The 19,248-nt window shown below is 72.0% G+C and carries 13 protein-coding genes and 1 pseudogene; 5 read left to right on the top strand and 9 right to left on the bottom strand.

Features of this window, described 5'->3' with window-relative positions; translation table 11 throughout:
• Positions 1-10: 10 nt before the first annotated feature.
• Together AC5L36_RS05745 and pdxR are read right to left on the bottom strand one after the other, a co-directional pair.
• Entirely contained in the window at positions 11-1,621 is a 1,611-nt protein-coding gene (locus tag AC5L36_RS05745) for a DUF885 domain-containing protein (protein ID WP_441214288.1), read from the bottom strand.
• A complete protein-coding gene (gene pdxR, locus AC5L36_RS05740; RefSeq protein ID WP_441214287.1) occupies positions 1,596-2,981 on the bottom strand; it encodes a MocR-like pyridoxine biosynthesis transcription factor PdxR in 1,386 nt (461 codons plus the stop codon). The genes AC5L36_RS05745 and pdxR overlap by 26 nt, the downstream gene beginning before the upstream one ends.
• A 38-nt stretch (positions 2,982-3,019) precedes the next feature.
• Here pdxR and AC5L36_RS05735 point away from each other — a divergent pair.
• Positions 3,020-3,859 (top strand): annotated as a pseudogene (locus tag AC5L36_RS05735) (DMT family transporter); the annotation flags it as partial.
• Between the two features lie 23 nt (positions 3,860-3,882).
• Here the strand turns inward: AC5L36_RS05735 and AC5L36_RS05730 are convergent.
• From AC5L36_RS05730 to mfd, 3 genes are read right to left on the bottom strand one after another with little or no spacing between them, the layout of a single operon-like run.
• The gene (locus AC5L36_RS05730) at positions 3,883-4,854 is read right to left on the bottom strand and encodes a nucleoside triphosphate pyrophosphohydrolase (RefSeq protein ID WP_441214286.1); all 972 of its coding nucleotides are present in this window, start codon (positions 4,852-4,854) and stop codon (positions 3,883-3,885) included.
• Entirely contained in the window at positions 4,851-5,579 is a 729-nt protein-coding gene (locus AC5L36_RS05725; RefSeq protein ID WP_441214285.1) for a hypothetical protein, read from the bottom strand. Before AC5L36_RS05725 ends, AC5L36_RS05730 begins: the two co-directional genes overlap by 4 nt.
• A gap of 13 nt (positions 5,580-5,592) precedes the next feature.
• On the bottom strand, positions 5,593-9,222 hold the full coding sequence (gene mfd, locus AC5L36_RS05720) for a transcription-repair coupling factor (protein WP_441214284.1): 3,630 nt from the start codon (positions 9,220-9,222) through the stop codon (positions 5,593-5,595).
• 225 nt (positions 9,223-9,447) lie between these two features.
• Between mfd and AC5L36_RS05715 the strand changes: the two genes are divergently transcribed.
• Both AC5L36_RS05715 and ppc read left to right on the top strand, forming a co-directional pair.
• Positions 9,448-10,410 (top strand): ABC-2 transporter permease, encoded by a 963-nt coding sequence (locus AC5L36_RS05715; RefSeq protein WP_441214283.1) that lies wholly within the window; start codon positions 9,448-9,450, stop codon positions 10,408-10,410.
• 76 nt (positions 10,411-10,486) lie between these two features.
• Positions 10,487-13,273 (top strand): phosphoenolpyruvate carboxylase, encoded by a 2,787-nt coding sequence (ppc, locus tag AC5L36_RS05710; RefSeq protein WP_441214282.1) that lies wholly within the window; start codon positions 10,487-10,489, stop codon positions 13,271-13,273.
• A 12-nt stretch (positions 13,274-13,285) separates the two neighbouring features.
• Here ppc and AC5L36_RS05705 read toward each other — a convergent pair whose 3' ends face one another.
• From AC5L36_RS05705 to AC5L36_RS05690, 4 genes are read right to left on the bottom strand one after another with little or no spacing between them, the layout of a single operon-like run.
• A complete protein-coding gene (locus AC5L36_RS05705; RefSeq protein ID WP_441214487.1) occupies positions 13,286-13,489 on the bottom strand; it encodes a helix-turn-helix domain-containing protein in 204 nt (67 codons plus the stop codon).
• A gap of 22 nt (positions 13,490-13,511) precedes the next feature.
• The gene (locus AC5L36_RS05700) at positions 13,512-15,017 is read right to left on the bottom strand and encodes a tripartite tricarboxylate transporter permease (RefSeq protein ID WP_441214281.1); all 1,506 of its coding nucleotides are present in this window, start codon (positions 15,015-15,017) and stop codon (positions 13,512-13,514) included.
• Positions 15,018-15,024: 7 nt separating this feature from the next.
• Positions 15,025-15,486, bottom strand: a complete 462-nt coding sequence (locus AC5L36_RS05695; protein WP_441214280.1) for a tripartite tricarboxylate transporter TctB family protein — start codon at positions 15,484-15,486, stop codon at positions 15,025-15,027.
• A gap of 1 nt (position 15,487) precedes the next feature.
• Complete coding sequence (locus AC5L36_RS05690; protein ID WP_441214279.1) at positions 15,488-16,492, bottom strand: tripartite tricarboxylate transporter substrate-binding protein; 1,005 nt, start codon at positions 16,490-16,492, stop codon at positions 15,488-15,490.
• 161 nt (positions 16,493-16,653) lie between these two features.
• Between AC5L36_RS05690 and AC5L36_RS05685 the strand changes: the two genes are divergently transcribed.
• Both AC5L36_RS05685 and AC5L36_RS05680 read left to right on the top strand, forming a co-directional pair.
• A complete protein-coding gene (locus AC5L36_RS05685) occupies positions 16,654-17,337 on the top strand; it encodes a response regulator transcription factor (protein ID WP_441214278.1) in 684 nt (227 codons plus the stop codon).
• A 6-nt stretch (positions 17,338-17,343) separates the two neighbouring features.
• On the top strand, positions 17,344-18,753 hold the full coding sequence (locus tag AC5L36_RS05680) for a sensor histidine kinase (protein ID WP_441214277.1): 1,410 nt from the start codon (positions 17,344-17,346) through the stop codon (positions 18,751-18,753).
• Positions 18,754-19,248 lie beyond the last annotated feature (495 nt).

Below are 19,248 nucleotides of genomic sequence, written 5' to 3'. Positions count from 1 at the left end.
CTGGTTCCCCTCAGACGCCGAGGAGTGTGCGCAGATGGCGGGGTGGCGGGGAGCCGTGGGCGAGCATGGCGTCGTGCCACTCACGGGGTGAGGTGCCGGCCGGGCGGGCGGCCGCGATGTCGGCGACCTCCGTGTAGCCGACGAAGTAGGTGGAGAGCTGCGTCGAGGTGAGCAGCGCCCGGCGCCACTTGCCGGCCGCCTCGCCCTCCTCCTGGAAGCCCCGCCCGGTCATCAGCGCCATCGCGTCCGCCTCGGACATGTCTTCGCAGTGCACCAGCTGGTCGAGGATGGCGTTGATGCTCATCCGCAGCTGCATCTTGAGCTGCTGAAGGCGGACCGGCAGCCCGCCGAAGCCAAGGCCGACCATCAGCTCCTCGGTGTAGACGGCCCAGCCCTCCACGAACGGGCCGGACGAGCCGATCGCGCGCACCCGGGTCGTGCCGCGGTATCGGCGGGCGTGTGCGAGCTGGAGGAAGTGGCCCGGCATCGCCTCGTGCACCGTGAGGTTGCGGATCATCTGGTTGTTGTACTCGCGGTAGAACGACTCGACCCGCTCCGCCGGCCAGTCCGCCGGGGCGGGCGCGATGCAGTAGAACGTGGGCAGGTCGTCCGACTCCAGCGGGCCGGGCGCGTCGCAGTAGGCCACCGCGACGCCGCGGGCGAACTCGGGCATCGGCAGGATCTCGCACGGGTCGTCGACGAGCCCGACCAGGTCGTGGGCGCGGACGAAGTCGGTGGTCTCGCCGAGCGTCACCTTGGCGAGGTCCACGATGGACTCCTCGTCCGGCCGCTCCGCGGACAGCTGGCCGAGCGCGCGGCGTACCGTCTCGTCGTCGGGCGGACCGCCGACCAGCTCGGCCGCCGCGGCGCGGATCTCCTCCGTGACGCGCTCGAGATTGGCCTGTGCGCGGGCGAGCACCTGCGCGGCGGGCAGCTCGGTGTCGAGCGTGTGCCACAGCCGTGCCTCCCACAGCCGGCGACCCAGCCGCGGGTCGCGGTCGGCGCCGTCCACTTTGGAGCGGAGCCACGCCGCGAACCCGTCGAGCTCGGCCGCCGCGGTCTCGGCCGCCGGCTCGACGGTGGCGCGCATCCCGGGCGCCGCGGCGAGCATGCCGGGCACCTCCTCGCGCACCAGGGCGGCCGCGCCGGCGAACTGTCCGGCCGCGGTCTCCACGTGCACGCGCGGGCAGTCGCGCAGCGTGGCGCGGGCGGTGGCCAGCGCGTCGGGGACGGCGGCGAGGCGGCCGGCCAGGCTCGCCAGCCGCTCCTCCGTGGACGCGAAGGGGCGGGCGATCAGGTTGTAGATCAACGGCGCGGGGTTGTGCTCGAGCGGGTCCCACTCGTGCGCGCGTACCTCCGTGGCCTCGAACAGCCCGCGCTCGACGAGCGCGGTCAGTACCGCGTGGTCGACCTGCTCGGGCGGGTCGAGGGTGTCGGCGTCGACCTCGGCGAGCGCGTTGCCCGCGTCGCGCAGCATCGCCACCTGGGCGGCCACGCCGCTCGCGGACAGGTCGGGCAACCTGTCGTCGAAGCGGTGATCGCCCACATAGGAGGCGAGGGCCGGGTTGCTTTCCAGGACTGCGTCGACGATGCGCTCAGCGAGCGGTACGAACTGCGCCATACGCAGACGCTAGCTGCTGTACGGCCGTTTCGAGCTCCCCGGGTGGGTTCGCCGCGTAGCCGAGCACGAGTCCGGGCGGTCCGCCGCTGGCCAGGCGCATGCGGGAGAGCGGCAGCGGGCCCAGCCCGGCGGCCCGCGCCCGCTCGGCGAGGGCCTCGTCGTCGACGCCCTCCGGCAGCTCGACGACCAGGTGCAGGCCGGCCGCCACGCCGGAGATACGCAGGCCGGGCATGTGCCGCCGCAGGGCCGCGACCAGCGCGTCCCGGCGCCGGCGGTGTTCCAGCCGGGCCCGGCGCAGGTGGCGGTCGTACCCGCCGCCGGCCAGCATCTCCGCGAACGCGAGCTGCTCCAGGACGGGCCCGCCGAGGTCGGCCCACGCCTTCCGCTCGGCCACCGCGTCCCGCCATTTCTCGGGTACGGCCAGCCAGCCGAGCCGCAGCGCCGGAGCGAGTGCCTTGCTGACCGAGCCGATGTACGCGACGGTGTCCGGGGCGATCCCCTGTAGGCACCCGACCGGGTCGCGGTCGTAGCGGAACTCGGCGTCGTAGTCGTCTTCGACGATCAGCCCGCCGGTGCGCCGCGCCCACTCGACCAGTGCCGCGCGGCGGGCCGGCGCGAGGACGACACCGGTCGGAAACTGGTGCGCCGGCGTGACGAAGACGGCGGGCACGCCCGAGCGTTCCAGCGCGGCCACGTCGAGTCCGTCGCCGTCGACCGGCACCGGCACCAGGCGCAGCCCGTGGCTTTCCAGGTGTCCGCGCACGCCGTAGCTGCCCGGCTCCTCGAAGCCGATCGCGGTCGCCCCGCCGTCCCGCAGCGCGGCGGCCAGCACGGCGAACCCCTGCGCCGCCCCGGTCGTCACGATCATCTGGCCGGGGCTGACCCGGGCGCCGCGCACCCGCCCGAGGTAGCTGGCCAGCTCGGCACGCAGCCGCCGCGCACCCGACGGATCGCCGTAGTCGAGCGCGGCGTCCGCCATGTGCGCCAGCGTCTTCTCGTACACCCGGCGCCACGCCGCGCGCGGAAACATGCCGAGGTCGGGCACGCCCGGCCGCAGCAGCACCGCCATCGCCTGCTGATCGGGGGGTTCGGCGGGTCGCCGGACGGGCTCGCTCGTCAAGGCCGCGACCACCGTCCCGGCGCCTTGGCGGGACAGGAGACGGCCTTCGGCTACCAGCTGCTCGTACGCCTCCACCACCACGCCGCGGGAGAGCTTCAGGTCGGCGGCGAGGGCGCGGCTGGACGGCAGGCGGGTGCCGGGGGCGAGGCGGCCGTCGGCGATGGCGTCGCGGAGCGCGTCGATGAGTTGGTCGGCCAGTCCCGGCCGTTCGCGGTCGAGATGGACCAGCGCCTCCCACAAAATGGTCCTCCATCGTCGCGCTCAAGTGGCTCTGTCTTATGGACCACTGCCACCATAGCGTCGCTCTCATGAAGGTTGGCGCGCTGCTCTGTATCGCGGGCATGGTGATCGTCGGGAGCTCGGTGTCGCTGAGCCAGCTGATCCTCGACTACCCCACGCTGACCGGCCAGGCGCTGCGGTACGGGCTGGCCGCCCTCATCCTCGCCCTCCTGGTCCGCGGCCGGGTCCGCCCAACCCGCCGTGAGCTGGGCATCCTGACCGTGCTGGCGGCGACCGGGCTGGCCGCGTTCAACGTCTGCATCCTGATCGCCCTGCCGCACGCCGACGCGGCCGTGGTCGGCACCGTGATCGGCGCCGCCCCGCTCGGCCTCGCGCTGCTCGCGCCGATGCTCCGCGGCGCCCGACCGGCCGCCCGGATCGTGGTGGCCGCGGCCGTGGTCGTCGGCGGCACGGCGCTCGTGCAGGGCTCCGGCAAGGCCGACGCGGTGGGCGTGCTCGCCTCGTTCGGCGCGCTGGTCGGCGAGGTGCTCTTCTCGCTGCTCGCCGCCGCGGTGCTGCCCCGCCTGGGAGCGATCCGGGTCGCCGCGTACAGCTGCGGGCTCGCCGCCCCGCTGCTCCTGGTCGGCGGCCTCGCGGCCGGTGAGGTGGCCGAGTGGCGGGCGCCCACGCCGGTCGAGGCGGTCACGCTCGGCTACCTGGCGCTGCTGATGACGGTGGTGGCGTTCGTGGCCTGGTTCACCGGGTTGCAGCGGCTGGGCGTGGAGCGGGCCGGCATGATCGTCGGCCTGATGCCGGTGGCCACGCTGGTCACCGCCGCGATACAGGCCGGCCGCCTGCCCGATCCGGGCCAGACCGCGGGCGTGCTGGTGGTGGCGCTCGGGCTGGCGGTGGGCCTGACCGCTCAGCCGGCTTCGGTTGGGCGCGCGGAGCCGGCTTCGGCCGCGCGCACCGATTCGGCGTACGACAGCGCGGTCCGCCGGAGCGCGGCCTCCGCGTCGAGCCCGCGCGAGCGGGCGTCGGCGACGATGGCCAGCAGCGCCGCACCGAGATCGTCCTCGGCCTGAGGTAGCGGCACTTCGATGCCCGCCCGCTCCGCCCGCTGCATGATCTTGGCGGCCAGCGCGAGCGCGGGCTGGGCGAGCGCGATGCCGTCCACAGCGGAGTCGCGGGACTTTTCGGCCCGTTTGATCTGCTCCCAGTTTTCGATGATCTCGTCCACCCCGGCCACGGCCGCGCCGGCGAAGACGTGCGGGTTGCGGCGGATCAGCTTCGCCACCAGGTCGCCGGCCACGTCGTCGACCGACCACCGCTCGTCTTCGGGCAGCTCCTCCGCCATCCGCGCGTGCAGCACCACCTGGAGCAGCACGTCACCGAGCTCCTCGCGCAGCGCGCCGAGGTCGCCCGCCTCGATCGCGTCGTAGGCCTCGTAGCACTCCTCCAGCAGGAACTGCGCGAGTGTGGCGTGCGTCTGCTGCCGCTTCCAGGGGTCGCCGCCGGGCGACATGAGCCGGTCCATCACGGTGACCGCGTCGATCAGCCGGGCGCCGGGCGGATCCCACGAGCCGTACATCAGCTCCAGCTCGGCCCGCCCCGGCTCGCGGGTCAGCCGCAGACCCAGCTCGCGGGCGAACGCCTCGTCACCTGTCGGCCCGGCCAGCCACACCGCCGTGCCGTCGGCACCCGCCGCGTCCAGCAGCGCGTCGGTGCCGCTCGCGATCGTCACCGAACCGCCCGCGGACCGCACGACGGCGGCCAGCCCGCTCTCCGCGCCGGCCAGCACCGGGTGGGCGCGCACGAGATCCCAGGCCTCCGCCGTCAGCAGGCCGACCGGCAGGCGGGGCGAGGTGACGAGCAGTACGAGCCGGGCCGTCATAGAGAAACGTCGGTCACCATGTCGGACGAGATGTAGGGCAGGTCGAAGAAGATCAGGCCCTGGCCGGTGTTGAGGAACACCGGCGCGTTGACCGGGGCGTACTTGGGGTTGACCTTGGTGTCGGTCGACTCCAAGGCGGCGCCGAGCGCGGTCGCCACGACGATCCCGTCCACGGCGGAGGGGATCTGCGCGATCGACTTTCGCACCTCGTCCACCGGGGCGCCCGGCTGGATCACGTCGACCTTGACCAGCGCTTCGTACACCTTGGTGATGCCCTCGTCCGTGAGCTGGGAGCGCGGGGCGTTCTGGAGGATCACCGACTGGAGCTCGTACCACTCGGCGGCCAGCTTCACGTACTCGCTGTCGGCGGGCAGCTTGCGCGCGTCGGCGACCGCCGCCGGGTCGATCGGCTGCGGCGCGGGCGGCAGGTTCTTTTCCTTCACCACGCGGCGGGCCAGCTCGAGGCTCACCAGCAGGTCGACGACTTCCTGGCGGGTCACCGACTGCTCGGCGGCGGGCGCGGGCGACCCGGACGCCTCCGGAGTGGGCTCCTCCTTGGGCGCCTTGGCCACCGCGTCGTCGTACACCTCGGAGACCCGGTCTTCGCTGATCGTCGTGTCACCCACGAACGCGGCCTTGCCGGTCTCGGTCTGGCAACCGACGAGGCTGCCCAGGCCCAGCGAGGCGACGACGAGGATGGATGCCAGCCGGCGGCCACGGTTCATGGCCGACACTCTCTCACGCGCCGCCGACCGCGGCCGGTACGGGGTCGCCCAGCAGGTCCTTGAGCAACTGGACGCACCACTCCAGCAACGCCTGGTCGCGCAGCGGCTCGCCACCGATCCGGCGGGTGCTCGGCCGCGGCACGCTCACCTGGTCGATCGCGTGCTTGTACACCGCGTCGGGGTGGTAGCGCTTGAGCCGCAACTGCTTCGAGTCGGGCAGCGCCAGCGGGGCGAAGCGCAGGTGCTTGCCCTGCACGGACACGTCGGTGAGGCCGTACGAGCGGGCGACCAGCCGGAACCTGGCCACCGCGACCAGGTTGGCCACCGCCGCGGGCGGCTCGCCGTAGCGGTCGCGCATCTCCACGACCGCCTCGTCCAGCTCCGCGGCGGTGCGGGCGGAGGCGAGCTTGCGGTACATCTCCAGGCGCAGCCGCTCCACGCCGATGTAGTCGTGCGGCAGGTGCGCGTCGACCGGCAGGTCGATCTTGACGTCGACCTCCTCCTCGGCCGGCCGCTCCCCCTTGAACTGCTGCACCGCCTCGCCGACCATCCGCACGTACAGGTCGAAGCCCACACCCTCGATGTGCCCGGACTGCTCGCCGCCGAGCAGGTTGCCGGCACCGCGGATCTCCAGGTCCTTCATCGCCACGTACATGCCGGCGCCCAGCTCGGTGTGCTGCGCGATCGTGGCCAGCCGCTCGTGCGCGTGCTCGGTGAGCGGCTTGTCGCGGGGGTAGAGGAAGTAGGCGTACGCCCGCTCGCGGCCACGCCCCACCCGACCCCGGATCTGGTGCAGCTGGGCGAGGCCGAGCAGGTCGGCCCGCTCCACGATCAGCGTGTTGGCGTTCGGGATGTCGATGCCCGACTCGACGATCGTGGTGCAGACCAGGACGTCGTACTCCTTCTCCCAGAAGCCGACCATGACCTTCTCCAGCGCGTCTTCGCCCATCTGGCCGTGGGCGACCGCCACCCGCGCCTCGGGTACCAGCTCGCGGATGCGGCGCGCCGCCCGGTCGATCGACTCGACCCTGTTGTGCAGGTAGAAGACCTGGCCGTCGCGGAGCAGCTCGCGGTGGATGGCGGCGGCGACCTGCTTGTCGTCGTGCGCCCCCACGAACGTCAGCACCGGGTGCCGCTCCTCCGGCGGCGTGGCGATCGTCGACATCTCCCGGATGCCGGTGATCGCCATCTCCAGCGTGCGCGGGATCGGGGTGGCCGACATCGTGAGCACGTCGACGGCGGTGCGGAGCTGCTTCAGGTACTCCTTGTGCTCCACCCCGAAGCGCTGCTCCTCGTCGACGACCACCATGCCGAGGTTCTTGAACCGGGTGGAGGTCTGTAGCAGCCGGTGGGTGCCGATCACGATGTCGGCGGTGCCGTCGGCGGCCTTGGCCAGCGTCTGCTCGGACTCCTTGGGCGTCTGGAAGCGGGACAGCTGCCGAATCTCCAGCGGAAACTGGCCCATCCGCTCGGTGAACGTGTTGTAGTGCTGCTGCGCGAGCAGCGTGGTGGGCACGAGCACGGCCACCTGCTTGCCGTCCTGCACCGCTTTGAAGGCCGCGCGTACCGCGATCTCGGTCTTGCCGTAGCCGACGTCGCCACAGATCAGCCGGTCCATCGGGATCGGCTGCTCCATGTCCTGCTTGACCTCTTCGATGGCGGCCAGCTGGTCGGGCGTCTCGGTGTACGGGAACGCGTCCTCCAGCTCCCGCTGCCACGGCGTGTCCGGCCCGAACGCGTGCCCCTTCGACGCCTTGCGCGCGGCGTAGAGCTGGATCAGCTGGGCGGCGATCTCGCGCACCGCCTTGCGCGCCCGCGCCTTCGCCTTCTGCCATTCGGCGCCGCCCATCTTGTGCAGCGCCGGATTTTCCCCGCCCACGTAGCGGGAGAGCTGGTCGAGCTGGTCGGTCGGCACGAAGAGGCGGTCGCCGGGCTGGCCGCGCTTGCTCGGCGCGTACTCGATGACCAGGTACTCCCGCGAGGCGCCGTTGACCGTGCGCTGCACGAGCTCGACGTACTTGCCGATGCCGTGCTGCTCGTGCACGACGAAGTCGCCGGCCCGCAGCTCCAGCGGGTCGATGGTGTTGCGCCGCCGGCTGGGCATCTTGCGCATGTCGCGGGTGGAGGCGCCACGGCCGCCGGTGATGTCGTTGCCGGTGATCACCGCGAGCCGGGACGCCTGGTCGAGGAAGCCGTGGTTGAGCGCACCGCAACTCACCAGCAGCTGCCCCGGCTGCGGCGGCGCGTCGATCGACTCGACCATCGTGGCGCCGACACCCGCGTCGTGCAGCACCTCGACCGCGCGCTGGGCCGGTCCGTGCCCCTCGAAGACGAGCGCCACCGCCCAGCCGTCGCCAGACCACCGCTTGAGGTCGTCGACCACCCGCGCGGTCTCACCGTGGTAGAGCGGCACCGCCTGGGCGGTCACCGTGACCGCGTCGCCGCTGTCCGGGGTCACCGTCACCTCGGGCAGCGGGTCTTCCCACGGCTGTGCCTCCGGTGCGTGTGCCTCGGGTGCGTCCGCCTCGGCCAGGCCGAAGGGCGACACACTCCACCAGGGCAGCCCGAGGTCGCCGGCGACCGCGCGTACCTCGGCAAGGGTCTTGAACGCGGCGGCGCCGAGGTCGACCGGCGCCTGGCCCCCGACGGCGGCCGCGGCCCAGCTGGCCTCCAGAAACTCCGCCGAGGTACGCACCAGGTCGTGTGCCCGCGTGCGGATCCGTTCCGGGTCGCAGAGCAGCACGTGCGTGCCGGCCGGCATGGTGTTGACCAGCAGCTCCATGCTGTCGGTGCCGTCGAGCAGCGCCGGCGCGAGCGACTCCATCCCCTCGACCGGGATGCCCTCGGCCAGCTTTTCGAGGATCTCCTCCAGCTCCGGATGCTTCTGTGCCAGCTCACTGGCCCGTTCCCGGACGTCGGGGGTGAGTAGCAGCTCACGGCACGGCGGCGCCCACAGCTGCTGGACCGCCTCGATCGTGCGCTGGTCGGCGACCGCAAAGGTGCGGATCTCCTCGACCTCGTCGCCCCAGAACTCCACCCGCGACGGATGCTCGTCCGTCGGCGGGAAGACGTCGAGGATGCCACCGCGGACCGCGAACTCGCCGCGCTTGGTCACCAGGTCGACCCGGGCGTACGCCATGTCGGTGAGCCGCCGCGCCACGCCTTCCAGGGCCGCCTCGCCACCCGGCCGCAGCTCGACCGGCTCCAGGTCGCCGAGCCCCTTGAGCATCGGCTGAAGCACCGACCGCACCGGCGCCACGACCACCCGCAGCGGACTCCCCTCCGGGTGCGCCAGCCGCCGCAACACCGCCAGCCGCCGCCCGACCGTGTCGGAACGCGGCGAGAGCCGCTCGTGCGGCAGCGTCTCCCAGGCGTGGAAGACGGCCACCTCGTCGCCCGGGATCAGGCTGCCCAGTGCCAGCGCGAGGTCGTCGGCCTCCCGGCTGGTAGCGGTGACCGCGAGGACCGGCTTGTGCGCACCTTGCGCTTTCGCGTCCGCCGCCATCGCCGCCACGACGAACGGCCGCAACGCGGCGGGCGCGGTCAGGTCGAGCCCGTCGGACCCGGTGCCCCGAGCCCGGTCGCGGACGCGGGCCAGCGCCGGATCGCCGAGGGCGGCAGGCAGCAGACCGGCGAGCTTCATGGGAGGCCTCCCCTTAACGGGCACGCGCGAAAGCCCCGCGCCCGAACCGGACGGGGGGTGTCGCTTTCCACCCTAGCTCTCCCACAGCCCCTCCATGACGAGCGTCATCGTCTACATCGACGGGCTCGACCTCTACCACGGGCTGAAGGCCAAGCACGGCGATCCGCCACTTCGGCGCTCGTGATCTGGTATGAGTCATGCGTGGGCAAATGGAGCAAAACGGGCGTGCTGTTGCTTGGCACGCTGGCGCTGGCCGTGGCGTTCGTGTGGGCGTACGCCGGGGCGTTGCACCAGCCCGCGCCGCGGGACGTGCCGGTCGGTGTGGTGCGGGGTGACAGCGCCGCCGCCACGTTGCTCTCCGCGCTGCGCCCGCAGCTCAAGTCCATCGAGTACGCCGACGGCGGTGCCGCCGCCGACGCGCTGACCCGCCGCACGGTGTACGCGGTGCTGGCCGCCACCGACGCGGGCGGCGCGACAGGTCTCACGCTCACCACCGCCGGCGCCTCCTCGCCGATGGCCACCGACCTGATCACGCAGGCCACGACCGGCGCGGCGGCTACCGCCGAGGTGCCGATCACGGTGGCGGACGCGGTACCCACGTCTGACGGCGACCCGCGCGGCCTCGTCCCCTTCTATCTGGTCGTGGGGTGCGTGCTGGGCGGCTACCTGGTCGCCACCGTGCTGGGCCTCGCCTCCGGCACCACACCGGCCGACCTCGACGACGCGGCGCTGCGGATCGGGATCCTCGCGGTGTTCGCGGCGCTGCAAGGCACGGCTGCCGCGATCATCACCGGACCCGTGCTGGACGTCTTCACCGCGCACCGGCCGGGCATCGCGATCGCCGGTGCACTGATCACGTTCGCGTCAGGGCTGGTGGCCTCCGCGGTGCAAGGGTGGCTCGGCCTGTTCGGGACCGGGTTGGTGATCTTTCTCTTCGTCGTGCTCGGCAACCCGGGCTCGGGTGGCATCTACCCGCCGGAGTTCCTCCCGGCGTTCTTCCGCGGCATGCACCGGTGGAACCTGCCCGGACTCGGCACCGACCTCGTCAAGTCCGTGGTGTACTTCGACCGCAAGGCCGCGGGCTGGCCGGTCACCGCGCTGGCCATCTGGGCCGCGGCGGGCGTGGGAGTGTTGCTCGCGGCGGCCGCGATACGTGGTCGCACTCTGAGACATGACTCACCAGTTTGAGCAGGTGGCAACGTGGCGTCGGTAACATCCTGTTGTCGGACAGCGCCGTCCTTCGTACTCACGTAAGGAGCGCACGGTGAGCGAGCAGGCCGACCGCGACGACCCCAACCTGGCGCTGCGGGCGGATATCCGCCGCCTCGGCACCCTTCTCGGCCAGACCCTCGCCCGGCAGGAGGGTCCGCCGCTGCTCGACCTCGTCGAGGAGATCCGCGCCCTGGTCCGCACCGACGCCGAGCGGGCGGCGACCCGGCTGGGCGCGATGGACGTCACCACGGGCACCCAGCTGGCCCGCGCCTTCTCCACCTACTTCCACCTAGCCAACATCACCGAGCAGGTGCACCGCGCCCGCGACCTGCGCCGCCAGCGGGCCACCCAGGGAGGGTGGCTCGACCAGGCGGCCAAGCTGATCGCCGAGCGGGGCGTGCCGACCGACGAGATCGCGGCCGCGGCGCGGCGGCTGGCGGTGCGGCCGGTGTTCACCGCGCACCCCACCGAGGCGGCGCGCCGCTCGATCCTCTCCAAGCTCCGCGCGGTCGCCGACGAGCTCGACGCCGAGGCGGCCGCCGCGATCCTGTACGGCGCGACCGAGTCCCCGCAGACGGAGCGCCGGCTGGCCGAGCTGATCGACATGCTGTGGCAGACCGACGAGCTGCGTCTGGACCGGCCCGACCCGACCGACGAGGCGCGCAACGCGGTCTACTACCTGCGCGACCTGTACTCGGACGCGGCGCCCCAGGTGCTCGACCACCTCACCGACACGCTCCGCACGCTGGGCGTGGAGACGGCACCCACGTCGCGGCCGCTCACGTTCGGCACGTGGATCGGCGGCGACCGCGACGGCAACCCGTTCGTCACGCCGAGGGTGACCCGCGACGTGCTGATGATCCAGCACGAGCACGGCATCCAGGCCACCGAGGCGGCCATGGACTCGCTGATCAACGAGATCTCGGTGTCCCGCCGCCTGCGCGGCGTCTCGCTCGACCTCTCCGCCAGCCTGGCCAAGGATCTCGACGCGCTGCCCGAGGTGCCACAGCGCTTCCGGCGTACCAACGCGGAGGAGCCCTACCGCCTCAAGGCCCGCTGCATCAAGGCAAAGCTGGCCAACACGCGGCGACGGCTCGGTCAGGGCACGGCACACGTGCCGGGCCGCGACTACCGCGGCTCCGACGAGCTGCTGGCCGACCTCGAGCTGCTGCGCGCGTCGCTGGCCCGCAACTCCGGCCAGCTGACGGCGGTGGGCCGCCTCGCCTCGGTGATCCGCACGGTGGCCTCGTTCGGCCTCCATCTGGCCACGATGGACGTTCGCGAGCACGCCGAGGCGCACCACGTGGTGCTCGCCCAGATGTACGCGCGGATCGGCGAGGTGGCCGACTACAACACCCTTTCCCGCGCCGAGCGCACCAAGCTCCTCTCCGACGAGCTGACCGGCCGCCGTCCACTGTCCAGCCTGGACACTCCGCTCACCGAGTCGGCGAAGCGCACGTTCGAGGTCTTCACCACCATCCGCGAGGCGCAGCAGCGCTTCGGCCCGGACGTCATCGAGTCGTACATCATCTCGATGACCCTCGGCGTCGACGACGTGCTGGCGGCGGCGGTGCTGGCCCGCGAGGCCGGCCTGATCGACGTGCACAGCCACAAGGCCCGCATCGGCTTCGTGCCGCTGCTGGAGACGCCCGCCGAGCTCGACGCGGGTGGCGAGCTGCTCGACGAGATGCTGTCGCTGCCCGCCTACCGGGCGCTGGTCGCGGCTCGCGGCGACGTGCAGGAGGTCATGCTCGGCTACTCCGACTCCAACAAGGAAGCCGGCATCACCACCTCACAGTGGTCGATCCACCGCGCCCAGCGCGCGCTCCGCGACGTCGCCGCCCGCCACGGCGTGCGGCTGCGCCTCTTCCACGGCCGCGGCGGCACCGTGGGTCGCGGTGGCGGCCCCACGCACGAGGCGATCCTGGCCCAGCCGTACAACACGCTCGACGGCGCCATCAAGGTCACCGAGCAGGGCGAGGTCATCTCCGACAAGTACACGATCCCGGCGCTCGCCCGCGAAAACCTGGAGCTGACGGTCGCCGCCGTCCTCCAGGCCACGCTGCTGCACACCACCTCGCGGGTATCCACCGACGCGCTGGCGCGGTGGGACTCGGCGATGGACACCACGTCGGCGGCCGCCTTCACGGCATACCGCGAGCTTGTCGAAGACCCGGACCTGCCCTCGTACTTCTGGGCTTCCACACCCACCGAGCTGCTCGGCGCGCTCAACATCGGCTCCCGCCCGGCCAAACGCCCCAACACGGGTGCCGGCTTGAGTGGGCTGCGCGCGATCCCGTGGGTGTTCGGCTGGACTCAGTCGCGCCAGATCGTGCCGGGTTGGTACGGCGTGGGCACCGGCTTGGCCGCCGCCCGCGAGGCCGGCCTGTCGGAGGTGCTGGCCGAGATGCACGGCAGCTGGCAGTTCTTCCGCACGTTCCTGTCCAATGTGGAGATGATGCTCTACAAGACCGACCTGTCGATCGCGCGACGCTACGTCGAGACGCTCGTGCCCGAAGAGCTGCGGCCGATCTTCACGAAGATCGAGGAGGAGTACGCCCGCACCGTCCGCGAGGTCATGGCCATCACCGGCGAGTCGGAGCTGCTGGACCGGCAGCCGGTGCTGGAGCGCACGCTGGCGGTCCGCGATACCTACCTGGAGCCGCTGCACCACCTCCAGGTCGCCCTGCTTCGGCAGTACCGGGACTCGGGCGCGGCGGCCCGCGCGGTGGCGACAGCCCCCGGCGCACGGCGGGCGCCCGGCGACGGGACGGCGCTGGAGCGCGCCCTGCTGACGACGGTCAACGGCATCGCGGCAGGGATGCGCAACACGGGCTGAAGCCCGTCGCCGCTACACGGCGGCGGGCTTGGGCATAAACCGCACTGCCAGATCGACGTCGAGCGCTCGGGCCAGTCGTTCTAGGACGGTAAGGGTGGGCACGGTCCCGCCCGCCTCGAACCGGGCGACGGCGGACTGCGTCATGCCGGCTATCTCGGCAAGCTGGGACTGGCTCCAGCCGTGCTGCTCCCGCAGCTCCCGCACCGCACGGCCCAGCTCGAACGCCAGGCGCGCCGCCTTAGTCGTCTTCGGCGAATACCTGCTCCCTGCGTTTGCGGATCGTGGGCAGGACGGCGATGACGAGCGCGGCCACCGCCAACGCCAAAAACGCCGCGGAGATCGGTCGGGTGAGGAAGACCGACGCGTCGCCGCGGGAGATGATGAGGGCGCGGCGGAGGTTCTCTTCGAGCAGGGGGCCGAGGACGAAGCCGAGCAGCAGTGGTGCGGGCTCGCAGCCGCATTTGATGAGGATGTAGCCCAGGACGCCGAAGAACACGATCGCGTATACGTCGTAGGCGTTGAAGCCCAGGGAGTACGTACCGATCGCCGCGAACAGCATGATCATCGGAAACAGCACCTCGTACGGGATGCGCAGCATGCGCACCCAGATGCCGATCAGCGGCAGGTTGAGCAGCAGGAGCAGCGCGTTGCCGATCCACATCGAGGCGATCAGGCCCCAGAAGAGCTCGGGTTCGTCGTTGATGACGTTCGGCCCTGGGGTGATGCCGTGCACGATGAACGCGCCGATCATCAGCGCCATCACCGGGTGGGCGGGCAGGCCCAGGGTGAGCAGCGGGATGAAGCTCGTCTGCGCGGCGGCGTTGTTCGCCGACTCGGGGCCGGCGACGCCCTCGATCGCGCCGTGCCCGAACTCCCGCTGCCGCCGGGAGATCCGCTTCTCGACGGCGTACGAGGTGAACGACGCCAGCACGTGACCGCCGCCGGGCAGTACGCCGAGCGCGGAGCCGAGACCTGTGCCGCGGGCGATCGGGCCGACCATCCGGCGCCGGTCCTCGCGGGTCGGCCAGAGGTTTCTCACCTTGCTGACGATGGCGGTGCGGCCGTGCTCGTTCTCCAGGTTGCGCAGGATTTCCGCCACGCCGAACATGCCGACGGCGACCGACACGAAGTCGATGCCGCCGTACAGTTCGCGCTGGTCGAACACGAACCTGGGCGTGCCGGTGTAGATGTCCTGGCCCACGGTGCCGAACGCGACGCCGAGCGCGATCATCGCCAGCGCCTTGAGCGCGGTGCCGCGGGCCAGCGCGATCGACACGATCAGGCCGAAGAGAACCAGCGAGAAGTACTCGGCCGGACCGAACTCAAGCGCGATGCTGGCCAGCGGTGGAGCCGCGACGGCCAGGACGACGGTGGCCACGGTGCCGGCGATGAAGGACCCGATCGCGGCAGTGGCCAGGGCGGGGCCGGCGCGGCCCTGGCGGGCCATCTCGTGACCGTCGAGCGCGGTGACCGCGGCCGACGACTCGCCCGGCAGGTTGATCAGGATGGCCGTCGTCGAGCCGCCGTACTGCGCGCCGTAGTAGATGCCGGCCAGCATGATCAACGCTGTCACGGGCTCGAAGCTGAAGGTGATCGGCAGCAGCATCGCCACCGTCGCCGTCGGCCCGATGCCGGGCAGCACGCCGACCGCGGTCCCGAGCAGCACACCCACGAAGCAGTACAGGATGTTCTGGATCAGGAGGGCGGTCGAGAAGCCCAGCGCGAGGTTGTCGAAGAGTTCCATGTGCGCGTCAGAACTCCAGCCACGGGCCGAGCAGCGGGATCCTCAGTTGGAGTGCGACGACGAAGATCAGCGTGCTGGCCAGGGTCAGCCCGGCGGCGACCGCCAGCGCCGTGAGGAGCCGCACGCGCGAGCTGGCCAGGGTGGTCAGCAGGGCGGTCACCGCCGACGTCGGCACGAAACCGAGGCGCCGGACGGTGAACCCGAAGAACAGGACCGCGAGCGTGATCGCGGCGACCGCGCGCCACGGTATCGATCCGAACGTGAGCACCTCGCCGGCGACGAGTCCTTTGAGGACGATCGCCAGGCCGAGAGCGGCCAGGATCCCGCCGACCAGCAGCGGAAAGTAGCCCGGCCCCATTCGTAGTGGGGTGCCCAGCTCGTAGCTGAGCGACCCCACCACGAATGCCCCCCCGATCAGGACGAAGACTCCGCCCGCGAGGACGTCCGGAAAGGACCGTCGGCGTTCCACCTCAGGAGGCCTCGACCCCGGCGTCGGCGATGATCTTCGCCCAGGTCTTGAGCTGCTCGTCGAGGTGCGCCCGGTGCGCCTGCGGGGTCGCGTCCTCCGCCGGGACCGGCGCGGTGCCGAGCTTGGCCATCTGGTCGATCACGCCCTGGTCGGTCAGTGCCTTCTGGAGCGCGCCGGTGAGCTTCTGGACAGCCGCCTGCGGGGTACCGGCCGGGACGTAGAGCCCGTGCCACACGCTGACCTGGAGTTGGGGCAGCCCGGCCTCGGTCGTGGTGGGCAGATCGGGCAGGCTCTTCACCCGCTCCGGCGTGGTGACCGCGTACGCCTTCACCTTGCCCGCGGAGATCTGGCCGCTGGTGTTCGTCGTCTGGTCGCACATGAAGTCCACCTGGCCGCCGACGAGGTCGGTCAGCGCCGGGCCGGTGCCTTCGTACGGCACCTCCTGGACCTTGACGCCGGCCGCGGTCTGGAACAGCAGGCCGCACAGGTGGGACGCGGCCCCGATGCCCGCGTTGGCTAGCGTGACCTTGCTGGCGTTCGCCTTCACGTGGGCCACGAGCTCTTGGAGCGTGGTGGGCGCGAAGTCCTTGCGGGCCACGATCGTCATCGGCACCTCGGTGACGAGCCCGACCATCTCGAAGTCTTCGAGCGGCTTGTAGCCCAGGCTCTTGTACAGGGCCGGCGCCGTGGACATGCCGATGTGGTGCATGAGCACGGTGTAGCCGTCGGGCTGGGCCCGCGCGACCTCGCCGGCGCCGACCGTGCCGCCCGCGCCCTCCACGTTCTGGACGACGATCTTGGTGCCGAGTTCCTTGGACATCGGATCGGCGATCATGCGGGTGACGGTGTCCGTCGGGCCGCCCGCGCTGAAGGGCACGACGATCGTGATGTTCTGGTCCGGGTAGCCCTCGGCCGTACCGCCGCTGCCGCCGCCACTGTCGGAACACGCGGCGACGAGCGACAAGGCGGCGATCGCGGCTACCCGGTGCCTGCCGGTGGTTCTCATATCGCGGCCTCCTCGTCATTCGAGTGCGTGCACGGCCCAGTCTCGGCTGGCCGGGACGCCGCTGGTGTCAGAGAAATCCCAAGGAATGCCGGCGATGTCAGAGGAATCCCAAGAAGACGAGGACTACATGAGCGTCGATCCGAGCCGTACAATCCGCCGGTATGCGGATCACCGTCATCGAGGATGACGACCGCGTAGCGCGAGGTCTGGTGACCGTCCTGGCCCAGGCGGGCTTCGAGGTGCACCGCATCGCCACCGCCGCGGAGGCGGTGCGCGCCGCCCCGTCCGACGTGGTCCTCGTCGACCTGGGCCTGCCCGACGGTGACGGGCTCGACGTGATCCGCAGGCTGCGCGACCGGCCGGAGACCGCGGTCATCGCGGTGACGGCGCGGTCCGAGGAGCACGAGCGGGTACGCGGCCTGCGCGCCGGCGCGGACGACTACATCGTGAAGCCGTTCGGCATCCCCGAGCTGCTGGCCCGGATCGACGCAGTGCTGCGGCGCACGCGGGCGGTTCGTGGCCTGAGCCGCCCGGACGAGCCGCTCGTCCTCGGCCCGATGCGGATCGCGGTCGGCACCCGCGAGGTCAGCGTCGACGGCGTGCCGGTGACGCTGACCCGCAAGGAGTTCGAGCTGCTGCTGCTCCTGGCCCGCCGGGCGCCAAACGTGGTCAGCCGCGACGTCATCCTCGACCAGATCTGGGGCGCGACCTGGGAGTCGTCGAGTCGCACCCTGGACACCCACATCGCGGCACTGCGGCACAAGCTCGGTGAGGATGTCGTCATCCGCACGATCCACGGGGTCGGCTATCGGCTCCTGGCCGACCAGCCGGAGCTGATCGGCTAGCCTGCCGTGCACCGCCGCCTGCTCGTCGTCCTGGTGCCCCTCGCGGTGTTGTTCGCGGCGGCGCTCGGTGTGCCGCTCGGCATCACCGTGGCCGAGCGGGAGATGCAGGAGACGTACGTCGACCGGCTCAACGACGTCGGCCGGTTCGCGTCGCTGGCCGAGACGGCGCTGTCGACCGGGCGGACCGAGGCGCTCGGCCAGGAGCTGGCCCGCTACCACGCGCTGTACGGCATCCCGATCGCGGTGATCGACGCGTCGGGGACGGTGCTGCTCGAACCCGCCGGCGCGTACCAGCGGGCGGCGCGCGAGGAGCCGGCGTTGCCCCGGATCGTGGCCGCGGCGCTGGCCGGGGCGAGGTCCGAGCCGTCCGGGAAGTGGGCGCCGTGGGACGACTCGGCACTCGTCGTCGCGGAACCGGTGGGCCGGGACAGCGAGGTCGTCGGCGCCGTCGTCACGATCTCCGACCTCTCGAAGACGCGCGACCGCATCCTCGTCCGCTGGGCTCAGCTCGCCGGGATCGGGCTGCTGCCGTTGATCGCGCTGGTGGCCGTCGCGTGGCCGGTGTCGGCGTGGGTGCTGCGGCCGGTGCGAAAGCTCGACGCGGCGACGTCGCGGATCTCCGAGGGCGACCTCACGATCCGCGCCGACGCCGAGGCCGGCCCGGTGGAGCTGCGGCGGCTGGCGGCGTCGTTCAACATCATGATGGAGTCGGTCGAAAACGCCGTGCAGCGGCAGCGCGCGTTCGTGTCCGACGCGTCGCACCAGCTGCGCAACCCGCTGACCAGCCTCCGGCTCGCGGTGGAAAGCCTCGCACCGCACCTGTCACCGGCCGGTGGCGGGCGGCAGGTGTACGACATCGCCGTCGATGAGCTGAAGGCGATGCAGCGGCTGCTGAACGCCCTACAGGCGAGCGCACGGATGGAGAGCATGCGCACGACGTCACCGGTGGATCTGGACGCGGTGCTGGCCACCCGCCTGGACCGGTGGCGGGCGCTGACCGCGACGGCGGGGCAGACGCTCGCGGTCGACGTGCCGCCGGGGCTGCGCCTGCTGGAGCCGCCGGGCGGGCTGGGCAGCATCCTGGACGAGCTGATGAGCAACGCGTTGCGGCTCTCGGACGCCCGTCTCGTGGAAGTGACCGGCTCCACTGTGGACGGCGTGGTCAGGATCGCCGTCCGCGACGACGGCCAGGGCATCGACGCGTCCGACCGGGCCCAGGCGCTGCGGCGGTTCTGGCGCTCGCCCCGCCACCAGAACGTGCCTGGCACCGGCCTGGGCCTCGCCATCTGCGCCGACCTCGTCGGGGCGGCCGGCGGCGAGCTGCGGCTCGAGGAGGGCCTGCCGCGTCCGGACGGTTCGGGGCACGGGTTTGCCGCGGTGGTCGTGCTGCCCGTCGTCGATCCGTCGCGGACCTAGACCCTCCGGGGTCTGGGTGGCTCTGGCCTCCGCGTCTCGAACCCTGGATTTCCAGACAAAGATATGAGCTGCCGCGATGTCCGTCGTGGTCCAGACCGTTGCTCCCGCGGCCTCACCCGTCCGCTGCTGGTCGCACTCACCCCACCGGCTGCGCCGGCCCTGCGGGCCGCGCAAGGTGGTACGCGCGCGGTGCATTTGCTCTGCTTCCCCGGGGTGGGCACCCCGGGGAGGGGCCTTTGCCCACTGCCCTGCACCCGACGGTGTGGCCCGTTGATGCGAGCAGCTCGACAGCCTTCCCGACAGACCAGCCGCACCGGGGTCGCGGAGGTCTCCAACCTGTGCCCTTGGACCGCGGACCCGGCCGCGGAGCGTCGGGTTTCGGCGAGCGCCAGCGACGCCGACCCCGACCGGAGCGGTGCCCGCGGGAGCAAACGGTCCACAGCTTCTGGTGGTCGCGGTCGCTTCGAGGCCGCACGGCGGCTGCCTCGCCGCCTC

The organism is Phytohabitans sp. LZ39, from assembly GCF_059359075.1.
Note: the sequence above shows the minus strand (reverse complement) of the source record. Positions and strands in the feature narration are given on the sequence as shown.